This is a genomic window from Pantoea sp. X-Soil-YNGN-775, assembly GCF_059730575.1.
Map to the genome: position 1 here is coordinate 684,323 of NZ_AP035945.1, position 18,664 is coordinate 702,986.

At 56.8% G+C, this 18,664-nt stretch carries 17 protein-coding genes and 1 riboswitch; of the genes, 8 read left to right on the plus strand and 9 right to left on the minus strand.

All coding sequences use genetic code 11. The features are described from left to right. Positions 1-84: 84 nt before the first annotated feature. Positions 85-849 carry a DedA family protein gene (locus tag AC6I8I_RS03045; protein WP_497828323.1) on the plus strand — a complete coding sequence of 255 codons (765 nt, stop codon included), beginning with the start codon at positions 85-87 and terminating at the stop codon, positions 847-849. A gap of 7 nt (positions 850-856) precedes the next feature. Here the strand turns inward: AC6I8I_RS03045 and thiQ are convergent, their stop codons facing one another. The 4 genes from thiQ to sgrR form a co-directional block, all read right to left on the minus strand. Then, complete coding sequence (gene thiQ / locus AC6I8I_RS03050; RefSeq protein ID WP_497828324.1) at positions 857-1,558, minus strand: thiamine ABC transporter ATP-binding protein ThiQ; 702 nt, start codon at positions 1,556-1,558, stop codon at positions 857-859. Further along, a complete protein-coding gene (thiP, locus tag AC6I8I_RS03055) occupies positions 1,542-3,152 on the minus strand; it encodes a thiamine/thiamine pyrophosphate ABC transporter permease ThiP (RefSeq protein WP_497819638.1) in 1,611 nt (536 codons plus the stop codon). The genes thiQ and thiP overlap by 17 nt, the downstream gene beginning before the upstream one ends. Beyond that, positions 3,128-4,114, minus strand: a complete 987-nt coding sequence (gene thiB, locus AC6I8I_RS03060; protein ID WP_312055367.1) for a thiamine ABC transporter substrate binding subunit — start codon at positions 4,112-4,114, stop codon at positions 3,128-3,130. The genes thiP and thiB overlap by 25 nt, the downstream gene beginning before the upstream one ends. Positions 4,115-4,159: 45 nt before the next feature. Then, a riboswitch (TPP riboswitch) is annotated at positions 4,160-4,262 on the minus strand. 35 nt (positions 4,263-4,297) lie between these two features. Next, positions 4,298-5,959, minus strand: coding sequence for an HTH-type transcriptional regulator SgrR (gene sgrR, locus AC6I8I_RS03065; RefSeq protein ID WP_312055368.1), 1,662 nt, complete (start codon positions 5,957-5,959; stop codon positions 4,298-4,300). A 253-nt stretch (positions 5,960-6,212) separates the two neighbouring features. Here sgrR and AC6I8I_RS03070 point away from each other — a divergent pair, with 253 nt between their 5' ends. Then, the gene (locus tag AC6I8I_RS03070; RefSeq protein ID WP_312055369.1) at positions 6,213-7,391 is read left to right on the plus strand and encodes an MFS transporter; all 1,179 of its coding nucleotides are present in this window, start codon (positions 6,213-6,215) and stop codon (positions 7,389-7,391) included. Positions 7,392-7,430: 39 nt separating this feature from the next. On the opposite strand, the gene leuD is transcribed toward AC6I8I_RS03070, so the two are convergent. The 5 genes from leuD to leuL form a co-directional block, all read right to left on the minus strand. Continuing rightward, positions 7,431-8,036 carry a 3-isopropylmalate dehydratase small subunit gene (leuD, locus tag AC6I8I_RS03075; RefSeq protein WP_069728437.1) on the minus strand — a complete coding sequence of 202 codons (606 nt, stop codon included), beginning with the start codon at positions 8,034-8,036 and terminating at the stop codon, positions 7,431-7,433. 3 nt (positions 8,037-8,039) lie between these two features. After that, a complete protein-coding gene (gene leuC / locus AC6I8I_RS03080) occupies positions 8,040-9,446 on the minus strand; it encodes a 3-isopropylmalate dehydratase large subunit (protein WP_312055370.1) in 1,407 nt (468 codons plus the stop codon). Positions 9,447-9,450: 4 nt separating this feature from the next. Next, the gene (gene leuB / locus AC6I8I_RS03085; RefSeq protein WP_312055371.1) at positions 9,451-10,542 is read right to left on the minus strand and encodes a 3-isopropylmalate dehydrogenase; all 1,092 of its coding nucleotides are present in this window, start codon (positions 10,540-10,542) and stop codon (positions 9,451-9,453) included. A 2-nt stretch (positions 10,543-10,544) separates the two neighbouring features. Then, positions 10,545-12,107: a 2-isopropylmalate synthase gene (leuA, locus tag AC6I8I_RS03090; protein WP_312055372.1), complete on the minus strand. Its 1,563-nt coding sequence runs from the start codon at positions 12,105-12,107 to the stop codon at positions 10,545-10,547. Between the two features lie 88 nt (positions 12,108-12,195). Then, positions 12,196-12,294: a leu operon leader peptide gene (leuL, locus tag AC6I8I_RS03095; RefSeq protein WP_193387671.1), complete on the minus strand. Its 99-nt coding sequence runs from the start codon at positions 12,292-12,294 to the stop codon at positions 12,196-12,198. Between the two features lie 717 nt (positions 12,295-13,011). Here leuL and ilvI point away from each other — a divergent pair. The 6 genes from ilvI (at position 13,012) to ftsL (ending at position 18,657) form a co-directional block, all read left to right on the plus strand. Then, complete coding sequence (ilvI, locus tag AC6I8I_RS03100) at positions 13,012-14,736, plus strand: acetolactate synthase 3 large subunit (protein WP_312055373.1); 1,725 nt, start codon at positions 13,012-13,014, stop codon at positions 14,734-14,736. 2 nt (positions 14,737-14,738) lie between these two features. Further along, positions 14,739-15,230: an acetolactate synthase small subunit gene (gene ilvN / locus AC6I8I_RS03105; protein ID WP_312055374.1), complete on the plus strand. Its 492-nt coding sequence runs from the start codon at positions 14,739-14,741 to the stop codon at positions 15,228-15,230. Positions 15,231-15,428: 198 nt separating this feature from the next. Then, positions 15,429-16,439, plus strand: coding sequence for a catabolite repressor/activator (gene cra, locus AC6I8I_RS03110; protein WP_312055375.1), 1,011 nt, complete (start codon positions 15,429-15,431; stop codon positions 16,437-16,439). A 498-nt stretch (positions 16,440-16,937) separates the two neighbouring features. Then, positions 16,938-17,396 carry a division/cell wall cluster transcriptional repressor MraZ gene (mraZ, locus tag AC6I8I_RS03115; protein WP_069728434.1) on the plus strand — a complete coding sequence of 153 codons (459 nt, stop codon included), beginning with the start codon at positions 16,938-16,940 and terminating at the stop codon, positions 17,394-17,396. 2 nt (positions 17,397-17,398) lie between these two features. Then, positions 17,399-18,340 (plus strand): 16S rRNA (cytosine(1402)-N(4))-methyltransferase RsmH, encoded by a 942-nt coding sequence (rsmH, locus tag AC6I8I_RS03120; protein ID WP_312759377.1) that lies wholly within the window; start codon positions 17,399-17,401, stop codon positions 18,338-18,340. Further along, a complete protein-coding gene (gene ftsL, locus AC6I8I_RS03125) occupies positions 18,337-18,657 on the plus strand; it encodes a cell division protein FtsL (RefSeq protein ID WP_031375982.1) in 321 nt (106 codons plus the stop codon). Before rsmH ends, ftsL begins: the two co-directional genes overlap by 4 nt. Positions 18,658-18,664: the final 7 nt, after the last annotated feature.

The window sequence follows — 18,664 nt, forward strand, 5'->3', positions numbered from 1 at the left end:
GTCAATATTGTCCTACAATTCTTGCCTTGACGCTGTGCGGCTGGCTCAGGACAATCCAGCCTTCTGCTTTTTCTAAGGAAGTTTATGGAAGCCTGGGTTCAACACCTGTTTACGCAGTCGCTGGAGTGGGCGCTGTTTGCGGTTGCGCTGGTGACCTTTCTGGAATCTCTGGCGCTGGTCGGGCTGTTGCTGCCGGGAACCGTGCTGATGGCGAGTCTGGGCGCGCTGGTTGGCAGCGGACAAATTGGCCTCTATCCGGCCTGGGCGGCTGGTTTTGCCGGTTGCCTGATTGGCGACTGGGTCTCTTACGGCATCGGCTGGAAATTTCAGGGACCGCTGCATCGCTGGAAGTATCTGCAAAAGTACAAAGGGCTGCTGGATAAAACCGAACACGCGCTGCATCAGCACAGCATGTTTACCATTCTTGTCGGACGCTTTGTCGGCCCGACGCGCCCGCTGATCCCACTGGCGGCCGGTATGCTGGAATTGCCGGTACGTAAATTCCTGCCGCCGAATCTGATTGGCTGCCTGCTGTGGCCACCGCTCTATCTGCTGCCCGGCATTCTGGCTGGCGTGGCAGTCGATGTGCCTGAGGCGGCGCAGGGCGGTAACTTCAAGTGGCTGCTGCTGACGGCAGCGATAGTGGTGTGGCTGGGCGGCTGGTTAGGCTGGCGCTGGTGGCGTAGCGGCAAGAGTCAGGATTGGGCGACCGCCTGGCTGCCGCCGGAACGACTGCGCTGGCTGGGACCGCTGGGGCTGGTGATCGCCACTGCCGCCTTTGTCGGCATTCAGTTCCATCCGATGATGCCGATTTTCCGTCATCTGCTGTGGCAGGTCTTTTTCGAATAATCATCGGTTAGCGGCGCGGGATGCCCAGTACATCAGCCTCCCGCGTCTCGCCCGACAGCAACTGTTGGGTCGCGCCGTCCCAGTAAACCCGTCCATCAACAATCACCACGCTGCGCGATGCGATCTGTTGCGCATCTTCCAGACTGTGCGACACCATCAGCAGCGTGATGTTGCGGGCTTCGCACACCGAGCGCACCAGCTGCAGCATTTCGCTGCGCAGCGCCGGATCCAGCGCCGAAAAGGGCTCATCCAGCAGCAGCACCGGGCGATCGCGCAGCAGACAACGCGCCAGCGCCACCCGCTGACGCTGGCCCCCCGATAGCTCGCCCGGCAGTCGCGCCAGCAGACCGCCCAATCCCACCTGATCGGCCAGCGCAGCCAGCTGCTGGCGCTGCTCTGTGTTGAGCTTCAGTCCCGGGTGCAGGCCCAGCGCCATGTTCTGCTGCACGCTGAGGTGCGGAAACAGGTTGTTCTCCTGAAACAGCATCGATACCGGCCGCCTGGCGGGCACGCTGTGGCTATGATCCTGGCCATCAATCATCAGCGTGCCCTGGCGGATCGGCAGAAAACCGGCGATCAGGCTGAGTAAGGTACTTTTTCCGGCACCGCTTGGCCCGAGGATCGCCAGCCGCTCGCCACGTTCGGCATGCAGGCTGAAGCGCATCGGCAGATGCTGATAAAGGTAAGTGAGATTATTCAGTGTCAGCATGGCGGCCCGGTAATTTTTCCATCAGGGTGAACAGCAGCAAACAGAGCAGCAGCAGCAGCAGAGCGGTGACTGCGCCGTCGGCACCACGATAGGCACCAATCTGTTGATAAAGGTAGAACGGCAGGGTGCGGAAGTCGGCGTTGCCAAACAGCGCCACCACGCCAAAATCACCGATCGACAGCACGCAGGCAAACGCCAGCGCCTGTGCCAGCGGACGTTTCAGCGCCCGCAGTTCAATCAACCGCAGTCGGTTCCAGCCGTGGATATCCAGTGAATCGCATAGCCTGCCGTAGCGCTCGGCGAGATCACGCATCGGGTTTTCCAGTACTTTCAGCGCATAGGGAATGGCGATCAGCGCATTGGTAAAGATCACCAGCCCGTCCGCCGACGCCGGCAGGCCAACGGTGGCGTTAAACAGCAGAAAGAAGCCGGTCGCCAGCACAATGCCGGGCATTGCCAGAATCAGCATGCCGCTGGTGTCGATCAGCTGTGCGGCGAGCGGGCGCTGACGCAGACGCAATTCGCGACTGCTCCACAGCAGCATCAGCGTCAGTATTACGCACAGCAGGCCGGCACCGACCGCGATGCGCAATGAGGTCAGGGTCGCCTGCCACAGCGCTGGCTGGGCCAGCGCGCCGCGCAGCCCGCCGTGCAAGCCATCCACCACTACCGCCGCCAGCGGCGGCAGCAGCAGCAGTAACGCCAGCATAATCAGCAACCCATCCGTTAGTTGAGCCAGACGAGAATCCTGTGGATCGCGCCAGCCGTGCAGCTGGCTGGTACCGGCAGGGAGCGCTTTACTGAACCGCTGGCTGAGCAGCACCAGCGTCAGACAGCAGCTGAGCTGAATCAGCGCCAGCAAGGCGGCTCGACCGGGATCGTAGTCGTAACTGAGCGCCTGAAAGATCGCCAGTTCAATGGTGGTGGCCTGGGGGCCACCGCCCAGCGACAGCACGGTGGCGAAGCTGGCGAAGCAGAGCATAAAGATGAGCGCGCCGGTCGGCAGCAGCTGACGACGCAGCCATGGCCACTCCAGCAGGCAAAAGTGGTGCCAGCCGCGCAGATCAAGCTGTGCGGCCAGTTGACGCTGCTCGGCCGGAATACTCTCCAGCGCCTGCAGCATCAGACGCGTCGCCAGCGGCAGGTTAAAAAAAACATGCGCCAGCAAAATGCCCTGTAACCCATAGGGTGAGAAGTGATAGTCAATGCCCAGCAGCTGACACATCTGCGCCAGCCAGCCGACGCGGCCATAGACCGTCAGTAGGCCAAACACCGCCACCAGCACCGGCAGCACCAGCGTCATGGCACACAGACGCAGCAACAGCTGACGACCGGGAAAGCGGCGGCGATAGAGGGCGCGCGCCAGCGGCACTGCAGGCAGCAACGACAGCAGGGCGGAGAGCAGCGCCTGACCAAAGGAGAACGCCACAACGTGCTGCAGGTACTCATCCAGCAGCACGCTACGCCAGTCGGTGACCGGCGCGGCATTCCACAGCGAGATAAAGGCGAACAGCGCCACGCTGATTAACAGCAGCGTGGCGAGCGACCCGGGGATCAGCCAGCGCGGCATTAGCGGCTGACGGCGCGTTGCCACTGGCTAATCCAGCCAGAGCGCTGGCTGGCTACCTCTTCCGGCGAATAGTGCAGCGCGGTGGCGGGCACCTGCAGCGTGGCGAAGCCAGCAGGCAGGGTGGTTTTGATCGCCGGATACATCCAGTTGCCGGTCGGGATGGTGTTCTGGAACGCCGGCGAGACCATAAACTGCATGAACTGCTGCGCCAGTTTCGGCTGTTTACTGCTGGCTAACTGCGCAGCAACCTCGACCTGCAGATAGTGGCCTTCGGCAAACGGTGCGGCGGCGTAGTTCTCTTTTTTCTCTTCGATGATGTGATAGGCCGGCGAGGTGGTATAGCTCAGCACCAGATCGCCTTCGCCTTTCAGGAACAGACCGTAGGCTTCACTCCAGCCCTTGGTGACCGTCACGGTTTTCTGCGCCAGCTTTTGCCATGCCTGCGGGGCCTGATCGCCATAGACTTTCTGCATCCACAGCAGCAGACCTAATCCCGGGGTACTGGTACGCGGATCTTCATAGATGACCCGCCATTTTTCCGGGCTCTCTACCAGCTCTTTCAGGCTTTTCGGCGGATTTTTCAGGCGGGTTTTGTCATAGACGAAGGCGAAATAGCCATAATCAAACGGAACAAAGGTGCTGTCGTGCCAGCCACCCGGCAGCGTCAGCTGCGCGGTATCGACCTTGCTGGCGGCAAACAGACCGGTTTTTTGCGCCGCCTGCAGCAGGTTGTTATCCAGTCCCAGCACCACATCCGCTTTGCTGTTTTTGCCTTCCATTCGCACGCGATTCAGCAGCGACACGCCATCTTCCAGCGTGACAAATTTCAGTTCGCAATCGCACTGCGCTTCAAAGGCTTTTTTGACCGCCGGACCGGGGCCCCAGTCAGCGGAGAAGGAGTCGTAGGTGTAAACCGTCAGAACCGGTTTGGCAGCCAGTACCGGGGTGGAAAGTAACAGCAGCAGTGGCAGAACTTTGTTAAACACTTTGCGCTCCTTCAGGAGAATAGGGGATGAGTCGCAAAGGATCTGAGCAGCAGGCCTCTCAAATCCCTACGTCGGTATTAACCGAATCAGGTTCGACGGGTCTCTCTCAGCCGTTTGCGGTCAGCAGGCGGCACCCCGTTGAGAACGTCACATTCTAGTCATTTCAGCGTCAGCGCGAAAGCGTTACAGCGCGGGCGGCGCAAACCAGGCAGATTTAAAATCGAACCAGCCGAGGGTATTCATCCGCACGCCGCGCATGCTGCGCTGACCTTCAAGCAGCAGCCAGTGGTGGAACAGCGGATGCAGACCGGCCTCTTCCACTAACCGCTTGCTCCATTCGGCCAGCGGCAGCGCTTTTTCACGCCAGCGGGCGGCATCAGCGTGCCAGTCGATCGGCAAACAGTGATGCAGCAGCGGGATCTCATACAGCTGGGCAAACAGTGAAAAGGCCAGTGGCAGCGTGAAGTTCACGCTGCCGAGCCAGATATCGCTGTCGGCCTCGCCCTGATGCCAGCATTCGTAACTGACTTCACGCGTCTCCAGCGTAACGCCGTGCTGCGCCAGCAGCGGACGCAACGCATTGGCAATGCCTTCGTGCTCAACGTGCTGACTGTACCAGGTGAGCGTCAGGTGAGTCAGGCCGGGCGGCTTTTCGACCGGGGTAAGATCGCGGCGGTGATGCCAGCGCGGCAGCAGGCCATAGGCCGGAAACCAGTAACGCTGATAGCCGACGCCGGCGTGGTTGAGCAGGGCGATGGGATTGAACAGATAGCTGACCCAGCGCCGTATCGTCTCGTCACGGCCTTTTTCCGAACGCTGATCAAACAGCAAATAGTAGCAGCCTTCTTCCAGCCGGCTCTCTTCCTGGATCTCATCCGCGCCGTCGCCCTGCAGGCGCACACCTGCGTAGACCAGCTCATCGCTGATATCCGGCAGTACCCAGATAGAGACGTCATCAATCAGCGCGCGAAAGCCAAAATAATCATCAAAGGCTTCTATCTTCAGCTGACTTTCCTGATTGCGGATCACGCTGTAAGGGCCGGTGCCGATCGGCTGGCGGGCAAAGTCGCGCTGCGTGGGCCACTCGCGCGGCAGGATCATCGCACTGACGCTGGCCAGTAACCAGGGTAACCAGTCGTCGGGCTGGCTTAAGGTGATATCCAGCGTCCACGGAGCGGGCGAGTCGAGCTGTTGAATATGGGAAAACAGCGGCTGCTGACGCTGACGTTCCAGCGTGGCGATAACATCGGCCATCTCCAGTTCGCGACCATGATGAAAGCGAATCGCCGGTCGCAGAAAAAAGCGCCAGTGGAGCGGGGAAGTCTGCTGCCAGTGATGGGCAATATCGGCCTCTATTTCCCCATTTTCCTCATTTATGCGCGTCAGGCCATTAAAAATCTGGCGGGCAATATGGGTTTCGGAGCGGCGCAGGGCGGAGCCCGGCAGCAAATTCAGCAGCGGGCGGTAGTAAAGCACCCGCAGAATGTGTTTTCCCTGACGGAAACTGCGGCCAAGGTGAGCGCCAATCATCTGCCTGACCTGATTCTTATCGCCGACCAGCTGCACCAGCTGATCGATGCGATCCTGATCCAGCAGATCCTCAGCGCGCTGCTGCTGTAGCGCCAGTCCGGTGTAGCAGAAGGTTAGTTGTGAGCGCTTACCGCGTCCGGCTTCGGCCTGCCAGATTAACCAGCCGGCCGCCTGCATCCGGTTGAGTAGGTTGCGCATATGCCGGCGTGAACAGTGCAGCAGGTCAGCCAGTTCGCTCAGGGTGATCTCCTGCGTCTGCCCCTGGCAGCTTTGCCACAGGCGTATGAACTGCTGCTTCAGGCGAGATGAGGACATAAAAGAGGAACTCCCGGTGAAAAGCGCTCTGTTTTTCTTGCCGCATTTTAAGGGCAAACTTTGCTCTATGGGAAGAGCGGGAGGCATTCAGCTATGAATGGCGTTCGACCCTCATGCCGCTGTTCAGCGGGATGCTTTTCTGAGTAGGGTGCAATTACACCGCCAGCAGATGATCTCTGCTGGCTTTTTTCATGCTGCACGGTATCGTCTACCCTTCTTCTCTTCCCCTGTTCATCCTGTAAGGGATTTCGGTATGAAATCGCTGTTAACGCGGCAGCGCCGCATCAATCCGGTCTACCTCGCTTTTATGGTCGCCTCGTTCATGCTGGGCGTGGCGGGCGCATTGCAGGCACCGACCCTCAGCCTGTTTTTAACCCGTGAGGTGCAGGCCCGCCCATTCTGGGTCGGGCTGTTTTTCACTATCAATGCGGTGGCCGGTATCGTGGTGAGTATGCTGGTGGCAAAGCGATCGGACAGCGTCGGCGATCGCCGCAACATCATTCTGTTCTGCTGCCTGATGGCGCTGGTTAATGCGCTGCTGTTTGCCTTTACCCGCCACTATCTGACGCTGATTACCCTTGGGGTGCTGCTCTCGGCGTTAGCCAGCGTGTCGATGCCGCAGCTGTTCGCGCTGGCACGTGAATATGCCGACCAGTCAGCGCGGGAAGCGGTGATGTTCAGTTCGGTGATGCGGGCACAGCTGTCGCTGGCGTGGGTGATCGGACCGCCACTGTCGTTCGCTCTGGCGCTGAATTACGGTTTCGTGACGCTGTTTATGGTGGCGGCGGCGCTGTTCCTTATCTGCATCGTGCTGGTGTGGTTTACCCTGCCGTCGGTGCCGCGCGCTGAGCCACTGCTGCAAAGCGGCGGCCTGCCGTTAAGCGGCTGGCGTGACCGGGATGTGCGGCTGCTGTTTCTGGCCTCGGTGACCATGTGGACCTGCAACACCATGTATATCATCGACATGCCGCTCTATATCAGTACCACGCTGGGATTGCCGGAAAAGCTGGCCGGTTTGCTGATGGGGACCGCGGCCGGGCTGGAGATTCCGGTGATGCTGCTGGCCGGGCATTACGCACGGCGTATCGGCAAGCGGCGGCTGATGCTGCTGGCGGTGGCGGCAGGGGTGCTGTTTTACCTTGGGCTGGTGCTGTTCAACTCGCGCACCTCACTGATGGTTTTACAGCTGTTTAATGCGGTGTTTGTCGGGATTATCGCCGGTATCGGGATGTTGTGGTTTCAGGATTTAATGCCGGGGCGACCCGGCGCTGCGACAACGATGTTCACCAATTCGATCTCGACCGGCATGATTCTGGCCGGGGTTATTCAGGGAACCTTAAGTGAGCGGCTGGGACATGAAGCGGTCTACTGGCTGGCATTTGTGCTGGCGATAGCGGCTTTTATTATGTCAGCGCGGGTACGCGACGTTTAAAGCAGCAGGGCGACGGGATGCCGCCCTGCTTTGACTCTATCAGCGCAGGAAGGCGGGCTGGTTCTGCTCATATTGCGAGATCGACGCTTCGTGTTGCAGCGTCAGGCCGATACTGTCAAGGCCGTTAATCATGCAGTGACGGCGGAAGCTGTCGAGTTCGAACGGATAGACTTTATCCCCTGCAGTCACCGTCTGCGCTTCCAGATCGACCGTAAAGCGAATGCCCGGTTGCGCCGCCACCAGTTTAAACATCTCATCCACTTCCTGTTCGCTTAACTTCACCGGCAACAGCTGGTTATTGAAGCTGTTACCGTAAAAAATATCCGCGAAGCTCGGCGCAATCACCACGTGAAAACCGAAATCGGTCAGCGCCCAGGGCGCATGCTCACGTGATGAGCCGCAGCCAAAGTTTTCACGCGCCAGCAGAATGCTGGTGCCTTTGAACTCCGGCTTGTTGAGCACAAAACCGGGCGTCGGCACGGTGCCGGCATCATCTTCAAAGCGCCAGTCGTGAAACAGGTGCTGGCCGAAACCGGTGCGGGTTACTTTCTGCAAAAACTGCTTAGGGATAATGGCATCAGTATCGACGTTAGCCGCATCCAGCGGCGCAACGATACCGGTGTGCTGGGTAAATTTATTCGCCATCGGTTAAGCTCCTGTCGTCAGTTGACGGATATCGGCAAAATGGCCGGAAACGGCGGCAGCGGCTGCCATCGCCGGGCTGACCAGATGGGTCCGGCCACCGCGGCCCTGACGACCTTCAAAATTACGGTTGCTGGTTGAGGCGCAACGCTCGCCTGGATTCAGACGGTCATTATTCATCGCCAGACACATTGAACAGCCTGGCAGACGCCATTCAAAACCAGCGTCGAGGAAGATTTTATCCAGACCTTCGGCTTCAGCCTGAGCTTTGACCGGACCGGAACCTGGCACCACCATGGCAATCACGCCAGGCGCGACTTTGCGGCCTTTGGCGATGGCGGCGGCAGCGCGCAGATCCTCAATGCGTGAGTTGGTGCACGAGCCGATAAACACCTTATCAATCGCCACATCGGTCAGTTTAATGCCTGGCTGCAGGTTCATGTAGGCCAGGGCTTTCTCCGCCGAGGCGCGCTCGACCGGATCGGCAAACGAGGCCGGATTGGGAATGACCTGATCAACGGCGATCACCTGGCCTGGGTTGGTGCCCCAGGTGACCTGCGGTGCAATCTGTTCGGCATGCAGCGTGACGACCGCGTCATATTTCGCCCCTTCATCGGACTTCAGGGTACGCCAGTAGGCTACAGCCTGTTCCCATTTCTCACCCTTCGGCGAGAACTGACGGCCTTTCAGGTAGTTAAATGTAGTCTCATCCGGCGCAACCAGGCCCGCTTTGGCACCCATCTCAATCGCCATATTACACAGGGTCATGCGGCCTTCCATGCTCAGCGCTTCAATCGCCGGACCGCAGAACTCAACCACGTGACCGGTGCCGCCCGCGCTGCCGGTTTTGCCGATGATTGCCAGCACGATATCTTTGGCGGTGATGCCGGTCGCGGCTTCGCCCAGCACTTCAATCTTCATGGTTTTCGCCCGACCCTGTTTCAGCGTCTGGGTGGCAAACACATGCTCGACTTCTGAGGTGCCGATACCAAAGGCCAGCGAGCCAAACGCGCCGTGCGTGGCGGTGTGTGAGTCGCCGCAGACGATGGTCATGCCCGGCAGGGTCATACCCTGCTCAGGGCCGATAACATGAACGATGCCCTGGAACGGGTGATTCAGGTCATACAGCTGCACGCCAAATTCAGCGCAGTTTTTCATCAGCTCCTGCATCTGAATACGCGCCATCTCACCCGACGCATTGATGTCTTTGGTCTGGGTTGAAACGTTGTGATCCATGGTGGCGAAGGTTTTTTCAGGCTGACGGACTTTACGTCCGTGTGCGCGCAGCCCATCAAACGCCTGTGGCGAGGTCACTTCATGGATCAGATGACGATCGATATAGAGTAATGGCGTTTCATCTGGCGCTTCGTGGACGACATGTGCATCAAATAACTTCTGGTATAAGGTTTTCATTATTTTATTTTTCCTCGGCGATAAAGCGGGCAATGATGCTGCCCATCTCATCGGTGCTGACCGCAGGGCCGTCGCCGGCTAAATCTTTGGTGCGGTAGCCCTCTTCCAGCGCCCGGCTGATGGCGCGCTCAATGCTATCGGCGGCGTCATCGGCATTCAGGCTGTAACGTAACAGCAACGCCAGTGACAGGATCTGCGCCACCGGGTTGGCGATGTTCTGACCCGCAATGTCTGGTGCAGAGCCACCGGCCGGTTCAAACAGACCAAAACCCTCTTCATTCAGGCTGGCGGAAGGCAGCATGCCCATTGAGCCGGTGATCATCGCGCACTCATCAGAGAGAATGTCACCGAACAGGTTAGAGCAGAGCAGCACGTCAAACTGCGACGGATCTTTGATCAGCTGCATGGTGGCATTGTCGATATACATGTGGCTCAGCTGGACATCCGGATAATCTTTAGCCACCTCGTTGACGATCTCGCGCCACATTACCGAGGTCTGCAACACGTTGGCTTTATCGATTGAGGTCACTTTATGACGACGTTTGCGCGCCGACTCAAACGCGATGCGGGCGATGCGTTCGATTTCGAAACGGTGGTAAACCTCGGTATCGAATGCCCGCTCGTGCGGACCGCTGCCTTCACGGCCCTTCGGCTGGCCGAAGTAGATGCCGCCAGTCAGTTCACGTACGCACAGAATGTCGAAGCCCCGGGCGGCGATGTCGCTACGCAGCGGGCAAAAAGCTTCCAGTCCGCTGTAGAGTGCCGCCGGACGCAGGTTGCTGAACAGACGGAAGTGTTTACGCAATGGCAACAGCGCGCCGCGCTCAGGCTGAGACGCCGGCGGTAAGTGTTCCCACTTTGGCCCGCCAACCGAACCGAACAGAATAGCATCGGCCTGCTCACAGCCTGCGACGGTGGCGGGCGGTAACGGCTCACCGTATTGATCGATGGCGATGCCACCCACCGCGTATTCGCTGGTAGTGATGCGCATGTCGAAGCGTTGACGAATCGCGTCTAACACCTTCATTGCCTGCGCCATCACTTCCGGGCCGATACCGTCACCCGGTAAAACTGCAATATGGGAAGAGCTGGACATAGTTATACCGTTTCCTTCTGATCTTTAAATTTGCGCTGCAATTCTTGTTCAACCTGTCTGGCACGCCAGATGTTATTCAGGGCGTTAACCATCGCTTTGGCGGACGATTCGACGATATCAGTCGCCAGACCGACACCGTGGAACTTACGGTTGTTGTAGCTCACCACGATATCTACCTGACCCAGCGCATTTTCGCCGTGGCCCTTGGCGGTCAGTTTGTAGTTAACCAGTTCTGCATCCAGCTGGGTGATGCGATTGATCGCCTGATAAACCGCGTCAACCGGACCATTGCCGGTGGCGGCATCTGATTTGATACTCTCGCCGCAGCCCAGATTGACCGAGGCCGTGGCGGTGATGCTCGAACCGGTCTGGACGTTAAATTCGTTCAGCTGGAAATATTCCGGCTCTTCATTCTGTTTATTGATGAAGGCCAGCGCTTCCAGGTCGTAATCAAATACCTGACCTTTTTTATCAGCCAGCTTCAGGAAGGCGTCGTACAGGGTATCCAGATTGTAATCGTGCTCGGCATAGCCCATCTCTTCCATACGGTGTTTAACCGCCGCACGGCCAGAACGTGAGGTCAGGTTGAGCTGGATTTTGTGCAGGCCAATCGATTCAGGGGTCAGAATTTCATAGTTCTCGCGGTTCTTCAGCACGCCATCCTGGTGAATACCAGAGGAGTGGGCAAAGGCGTTGGAGCCAACCACCGCTTTGTTGGCCGGGATCGGCATATTGCAGATCTGGCTGACCATCTGGCTGGTGCGGTAGATTTCCTGATGATTGATATTGGTGTGGACGTTCATGATCTGCTGGCGGGTTTTGATCGCCATGATCACCTCTTCCAGCGCACAGTTACCGGCACGTTCACCCAATCCATTCAGCGTGCCTTCAACCTGGCGGGCGCCCGCCTGCACCGCAGCCAGCGCATTACCGGTCGCCATGCCCAGGTCATCATGGGTATGCACTGACAGAATCGCTTTATCGATGTTCGGCACGCGCTGAATCAACTGGCTGATGATGTGGGCATATTCACCCGGCAGGGTATAGCCGACCGTGTCCGGGATGTTGATGGTGCGGGCACCGGCATTAATGGCCGCTTCGACCATCCGGCACAGGTCGTCAATTGGGGTACGGCCACCGTCTTCACAGGAAAACTCAACGTCGTCGGTGTAGTTACGGGCGCGTTTCACCATCTTCACTGCACGCTCAATGACCTCGGGCAGCGTGCTGCGCAGTTTGGTGGCGATGTGCATCGGTGAAGTGGCGATAAAGGTATGAATACGGAAGGCGTCGGCAACCCGCAGTGATTCGTAGGCGGCGTCGATATCTTTTTCTACACAGCGTGCCAGACCGCAAACCCGGCTGTTTTTGATGGTGCGCGCAATGGTCTGTACAGATTCAAAATCACCGGGTGAGGAAACCGGAAAACCGACTTCCATTACGTCCACGCCCATGCGCTCCAGCGCTAACGCAATCTGCAATTTTTCTTTCACACTCAGGCTGGCCTGTAATGCCTGCTCACCGTCGCGCAGAGTGGTATCGAAAATAATGACTTGCTGGCTCATCGTATTCATCCTTATGCATTTCTTGCCTTGCAACGAGCATAAAAAAACCCGCGACAGGCGCGGGTTTTTAACTTTCAGCAGGTTTGAATCAGTGTTTGATTCCGCCCACAAGTCTACCGCGCAAACTGAATGCGTTTAGTAGTAGACCGAGTAGGCGGGAAGAACGAAACATGGATTCAAACCTCATAAAATTTTGTGCTGCCCATATTGGTACTGGAATCCCTGTGGGATGTCAACCTTCAATGAAGGGCTATTTCAGCGGGTAAATAAGGAAAATATTCTGTCAGATATCGGTCAGCCAGCGTATTGAACAACTGCGCACGCAGCGCGGGTTAAAACGGGCGATTGGTAACGAAAGGGACTCTACTGATGTTTGATTAATTATTTGATATTTAAGTATTTTAAAATTAATCCCTCAGTCTGAATGACCGGATTTATTTTCGCTGCTTTAGCATAATCGTGTGAACTTTAATGATTTTAAGGTTAATTACGCCAGAAAAGAAATGCCACAGCAAATTGTGGGCTGCGGTAAGCGGCAATAACTTTTCGCTATTTCTTAGATCACGCTGAAAATAATTTCATCGCCAGCATTTTCCTCTGCGGTTGTGCGACGTAATTAGTGTATTCCGCGCAGCCCTTTCTTATCGCGCAGAGCCTTTACGTTGGTGCCGTTTAATTTGCGCGAGTTTGCGGTTTGCCTGCCAGGTTAACTGCGGTTATGGTAAACGTCCTACTCTCAAAACAATGAACTCAACAGATTTCTCTGTATCTGCAGGGCGGAACGCGTTCCGTCCTGCTGGCATAAACATAAGGTTTTGATCTTACATTGGCAAAGCAGGTGCCTGGATGACGTAACGCACCCCGCGCGTTAACGCAGCCTGGCCCTCACGCCTGGAGGCAGAAGATGGAGATGTTGTCAGGAGCCGAAATGGTCGTCCGTTCGTTAATCGATCAGGGCGTTAAGCAGGTATTCGGTTATCCGGGTGGCGCGGTGTTGGATATTTACGACGCGCTGCAAACGGTCGGGGGAATCGACCACGTACTGGTGCGTCATGAACAGGGCGCGGTGCATATGGCTGATGGCCTGGCGCGCGCGACCGGCGAAGTCGGCGTGGTGCTGGTGACGTCAGGGCCCGGTGCCACCAATGCGATTACCGGTATCGCCACCGCATATATGGACTCAATCCCGCTGGTGATCCTGTCGGGACAGGTGCCTTCGTCGCTGATTGGCTATGACGCCTTTCAGGAGTGCGACATGGTCGGCATTTCGCGTCCGGTGGTGAAACACAGTTTCCTGGTGAAAAACACCGAAGAGATCCCGACCGTGCTGAAAAAGGCGTTCTGGCTGGCGTCGAGCGGACGTCCGGGCCCGGTGGTGATCGATCTGCCAAAAGATATTCTTAATCCGGCAAATAAGCTGCCTTATCACTGGCCGGATGAAGTGAGCATGCGCTCTTATAATCCAACGATTCAGGGGCATAAAGGGCAGATTAAACGCGCCCTGAATACGCTGCTGGCGGCTCATAAGCCGGTGATCTACGTCGGTGGCGGCGCGATTACCGCAGGCTGTGAGGCGGAACTGCTGCAGCTGGCGGAGAGCCTGAATATCCCGGTCACTACCTCGCTGATGGGGCTGGGCGCGTTTCCTGGCACTCACCGTCAATGCGTCGGCATGCTGGGGATGCACGGCACCTACGAAGCCAACATGACGATGCACAATGCCGACCTGATTTTTGGCGTCGGGGTTCGCTTTGATGACCGTACCACTAACAACCTGGCAAAATATTGCCCGGATGCCACGGTAATGCACATCGATATCGATCCTACCTCCATCTCGAAAACGGTGGCGGCCGATATTCCGATCGTGGGCGATGCCCGCCAGGTGCTGCAGCAGATGCTGGAGTTGCTGGCCCAGACTGACAGCAAGCAGCCGCTCGACAGCCTGCGAGACTGGTGGCAATCAATTGAAAGCTGGCGCAGCCGTCAGTGCCTGGAATTTGATCGCAGCAGTGCGAAAATCAAGCCGCAGGCGGTTATTGAAACCATCTACCGCCTGACCAAAGGCGATGCCTATGTTACCTCTGACGTCGGCCAGCATCAGATGTTCGCGGCGCTGTACTACCCGTTCGATAAGCCGCGTCGCTGGATCAACTCTGGCGGTCTCGGCACCATGGGCTTTGGTCTGCCTGCTGCGCTCGGCGTGAAAATGGCGCTGCCGGATGAGACGGTTATTTGCGTCACCGGCGACGGCAGTATCCAGATGAACATTCAGGAGTTGTCGACCGCGCTGCAGTACAATCTGCCGGTGCTGGTGCTGAGCCTGAATAACCGTGTTCTTGGCATGGTGAAGCAGTGGCAGGACATGATCTACTCCGGCCGTCACTCCCAGTCTTATATGGAATCGCTGCCTGATTTTGTTCGTCTGGCTGAAGCCTATGGGCATGTCGGCATCGCCATTGAGCATCCGGCGGAGCTGGAAGAGAAGCTGACGCTGGCGCTGGAAACGCTGGCGCAGGGACGGCTGGTGTTTGTGGATGTTACCGTCGATGGCAGCGAGCACGTTTACCCGATGCAGATTCGTGGTGGCAGCATGGATGAGATGTGGTTAAGCAAAACGGAGAGGACATAACTATGCGTCGCATTTTATCGGTTCTGCTGGAGAACGAATCCGGCGCATTATCCCGCGTGGTCGGCCTGTTCTCACAGCGCGGCTATAACATCGAAAGCCTGACCGTGGCGCCAACGGACGATCCGACGCTGTCGCGCATGACGATTCAGACCGTCGGCGATCAGAAGGTACTGGAGCAGATCGAAAAGCAGCTGCACAAGCTGGTTGATGTGCTGCGCGTAACCGAACTGGGGCAGGGCGCCTACGTTGAGCGTGAAATCATGCTGGTGAAAATTCAGGCCAATGGCTACGGTCGGGAAGAGGTGAAGCGCAACGCGGAGATCTTCCGTGGCCAGATTATCGACGTGACCCCAACGCTGTATACGGTTCAGCTGGCCGGCACCAGCGACAAACTGGACGCATTCCTGAATACCGTGCGCGATGTGGCGGAGATTGTCGAAGTGGCGCGCTCGGGAATCGTCGGCGTGTCACGCGGCGATCGCATCATGCGTTAATCACGCAGCGTAATCACTCAGGATGACTCTAACCCGGCGAAATGCCGGGTTTTTTTTATTTTTTATGCGCCAGACCAGCTACATTCAGAAAAGCATTTGCTCCGCGCACTTTTCTGCTGTTAGATGATAACCATGAGTTGTCCATAGCTTAACTGCGGCTATTTTTTGTCGTATGAACGGCTTCGATTGAGGGTTATCGTGAAACTGGATGAAATTGCGCGTCTGGCAGGCGTGTCGCGTACCACGGCCAGTTATGTCATTAACGGCAAAGCGCGGCAGTATCGTGTCAGCGACAAAACCGTTGAGAAAGTAATGGCGGTGGTGCGTGAGCACAATTACCACCCTAACGCGGTGGCGGCGGGGCTGCGTGCCGGGCGCACGCGCTCCATTGGCTTAGTGATTCCCGATCTGGAAAATACCAGCTATACCCGCATCGCGAATTATCTTGAGCGTCAGGCACGACAGCGGGGTTATCAGTTGCTGATCGCCTGTTCGGAAGATCAACCGGATAACGAGATGCGCTGCATTGAGCATCTGCTGCAACGGCAGGTCGATGCAATCATCGTTTCTACCTCATTACCGCCAGAACACCCGTTTTATCAGCGCTGGATCAACGATCCCCTGCCGATCATCGCCTTAGACCGCGCCCTCGATCGTGAGCATTTCACCAGCGTGGTGGGTGCCGATCAGGATGATGCCTATATGCTGGCTGCGGAATTACGTCAGCTTGAGGTTAAAAATGTGCTGTTTCTCGGCGCGCTGCCCGAGCTTTCAGTCAGTTTTCTGCGTGAAATGGGCTTCCGCGATGCGTGGAAAGAGGACAACCGTCCGATTGACTACATCTACTGCAACAGTTTTGAGCGTACCGCTGCGGCGGCGCAATTTGAAAAGTACCTTGAAGATCACCCGATGCCGGAGGCGCTGTTTACCACCTCATTTGGCCTGCTGCAGGGCGTGATGGATGTGACGCTGAAACGTGACGGGCGGCTCCCGACCGAGCTGGCTATCGCCACCTTTGGCGACCACGAATTACTGGACTTTCTTGAGTGTCCGGTGCTGGCGGTGGGGCAGCGCCATCGTGACGTCGCCGAGCGGGTGCTGGAATTAGTTCTAGCCTCTTTAGACGAACCGAGAAAACCAAAACCGGGCTTAACCCGCATCCGGCGTAATTTATACCGTCGCGGCCAATTAAGCCGCAAAGTTAAATGAGTGACGGGCAGTATTAAGCTGCCCGTCTGTTTTAAATTGCCGCCTCTGGCCGATTATAAAAGCGCTTAGAGGTAAAAAAGCGTAAATTCTGCTCACCGAAACTAACAAATCAAAAAGCTTTATTTTTTATTAATTGTTTACAACTTCAGCAAACCCTCTTTTCCCGTCCCGCCTCAAGCCGCTGGGCTTCCTTTCGGAAATCCCCTAAAATGCCGCCGCTGTCTCAGAAACTGCGATAAATATTTTGCGCTTTACATTGTTTCATTTTTAGCCGTTTTTCCCCGTGCCGCTATTTTTATTCAGGTATTCATCAGCTTAATTTTTATTTTTGTCTTTTATTTGAATATATCCTCGCCAGAGGCTAATTCAGCGGCCTGCAAATAGTGATATTGAGCTGCCGCTCCGGCTTGACAAGGATTTCATCGGGTCCTTAAACTCGTTTCGTGGTAAAAAGTGGGATAAAGTGGCGTAAATGGGTGACCAGGGGGTAAGGCTGGCATGTTCCGCGGAGCAACGTTAGTCAATCTCGACAGTAAAGGGCGGCTCGCAGTACCAACGCGATATCGCGATTTACTGAACAGTGAGTCTCAGGGGCAGATGGTCTGTACCATCGACCTCCACCAGCCATGCCTGTTGCTTTATACCCTGCCCGAATGGGAAATCATTGAAAAAAAGCTGGCCCGCTTATCCAGTATGAACCCGCTTGAGCGCCGCGTGCAGCGCCTGTTGCTGGGCCATGCCAGTGAGTGTCAGATGGATAATGCAGGCCGCTTGTTGCTGGCGAATACGCTTCGCCAGCACGCGAAATTAACTAAAGAAGTGATGCTGGTTGGACAGTTCAACAAGTTTGAACTGTGGGATGAACAGACCTGGTATCAACAAGTCAGGGACGATATTGACGCAGAACAGTCGGCTCAGGAACCTTTGTCTGAGCGGTTGCAGGACTTGTCGCTATAGCTATGCAGGAAAATTTTAAACATACCACCGTGCTGTTGGATGAGGCGGTTAACGGCCTCAATATCAGGGAAGACGGGATTTACATCGACGGCACATTCGGTCGTGGCGGTCATTCGCGCTTAATTCTTTCGCAGCTTGGCGCGAAGGGAAAGCTCATCGCTATCGATCGTGACCCGCAAGCTATTGCCGCGGCCGCTGAGATCACCGATCCGCGTTTCTCGATTATTCATGGTCCTTTTTCCGCGCTGGCGGAGTACGTTTCTGAGCTGGGATTAGTCGGCAAAATTGATGGCATTTTACTGGATTTAGGCGTGTCGTCGCCGCAGCTGGATGATGCTGAACGCGGCTTCTCCTTTATGCGCGACGGACCACTGGATATGCGAATGGACCCGTCGCGCGGCCATTCTGCCGCTGAGTGGTTGCTCCATGCCGAAGAGGCCGATATCGCCTTCGTGCTGAAGACCTATGGTGAAGAGCGTTTCGCTAAACGTATCGCCCGCGCCATTGTTGAGCGCAACCGCGAGCAGCCGATGACCCGCACCAAAGAGCTGGCTGAGGTGATCGCCATCGCCACGCCGGTGAAAGATAAATTTAAGCATCCGGCGACGCGCAGCTTCCAGGCGATTCGTATCTGGATCAACAGTGAGCTGGAAGAGATCGACATTGCGCTGAAAGGCGCGGTTGAGGTGCTGGCGCCGCAGGGACGTCTGTCGGTAATCAGCTTCCACTCACTGGAAGATCGGCTGGTGAAGCGCTTTATGCGCGATCAGAGTCGCGGGCCGCAGGTCCCCGCCGGCTTGCCGATGACGGAACAGCAGTTACGTGCGCTGGGCGGACGAGAACTGAAGCTGCTGGGCAAACTGTCGCCGGGCGAGGCTGAAGTGGCTGAGAACCCACGTGCCCGTAGCTCGGTGTTACGTATCGCGGAGAAGACCGACGCATGATCGGCAATGAGCGCCACAGCCTGCCTGGCGTGATTGGCGGCGATCTGCTGCGAAAAGGCAAGATTCCAGTGTTGCTGCTGATCGCCGTGCTGGTTTCTGCGGTACTGGTGGTCACCACCACGCACAAAACTCGCTTGCTGACGGCGCAGCGTGAACAGCTGGTACTGGAGCGGGATGCGCTGGATATCGAATGGCGCAACCTGATCCTCGAAGAAAACGCCCTGGGCGATCACAGTCGTGTTGAACGAATCGCAACCGAGAAGCTGCAATTGCAGCACGTTGATCCTTCACAAGAAAATATTGTGGTGCAGAAATAAGGACCTC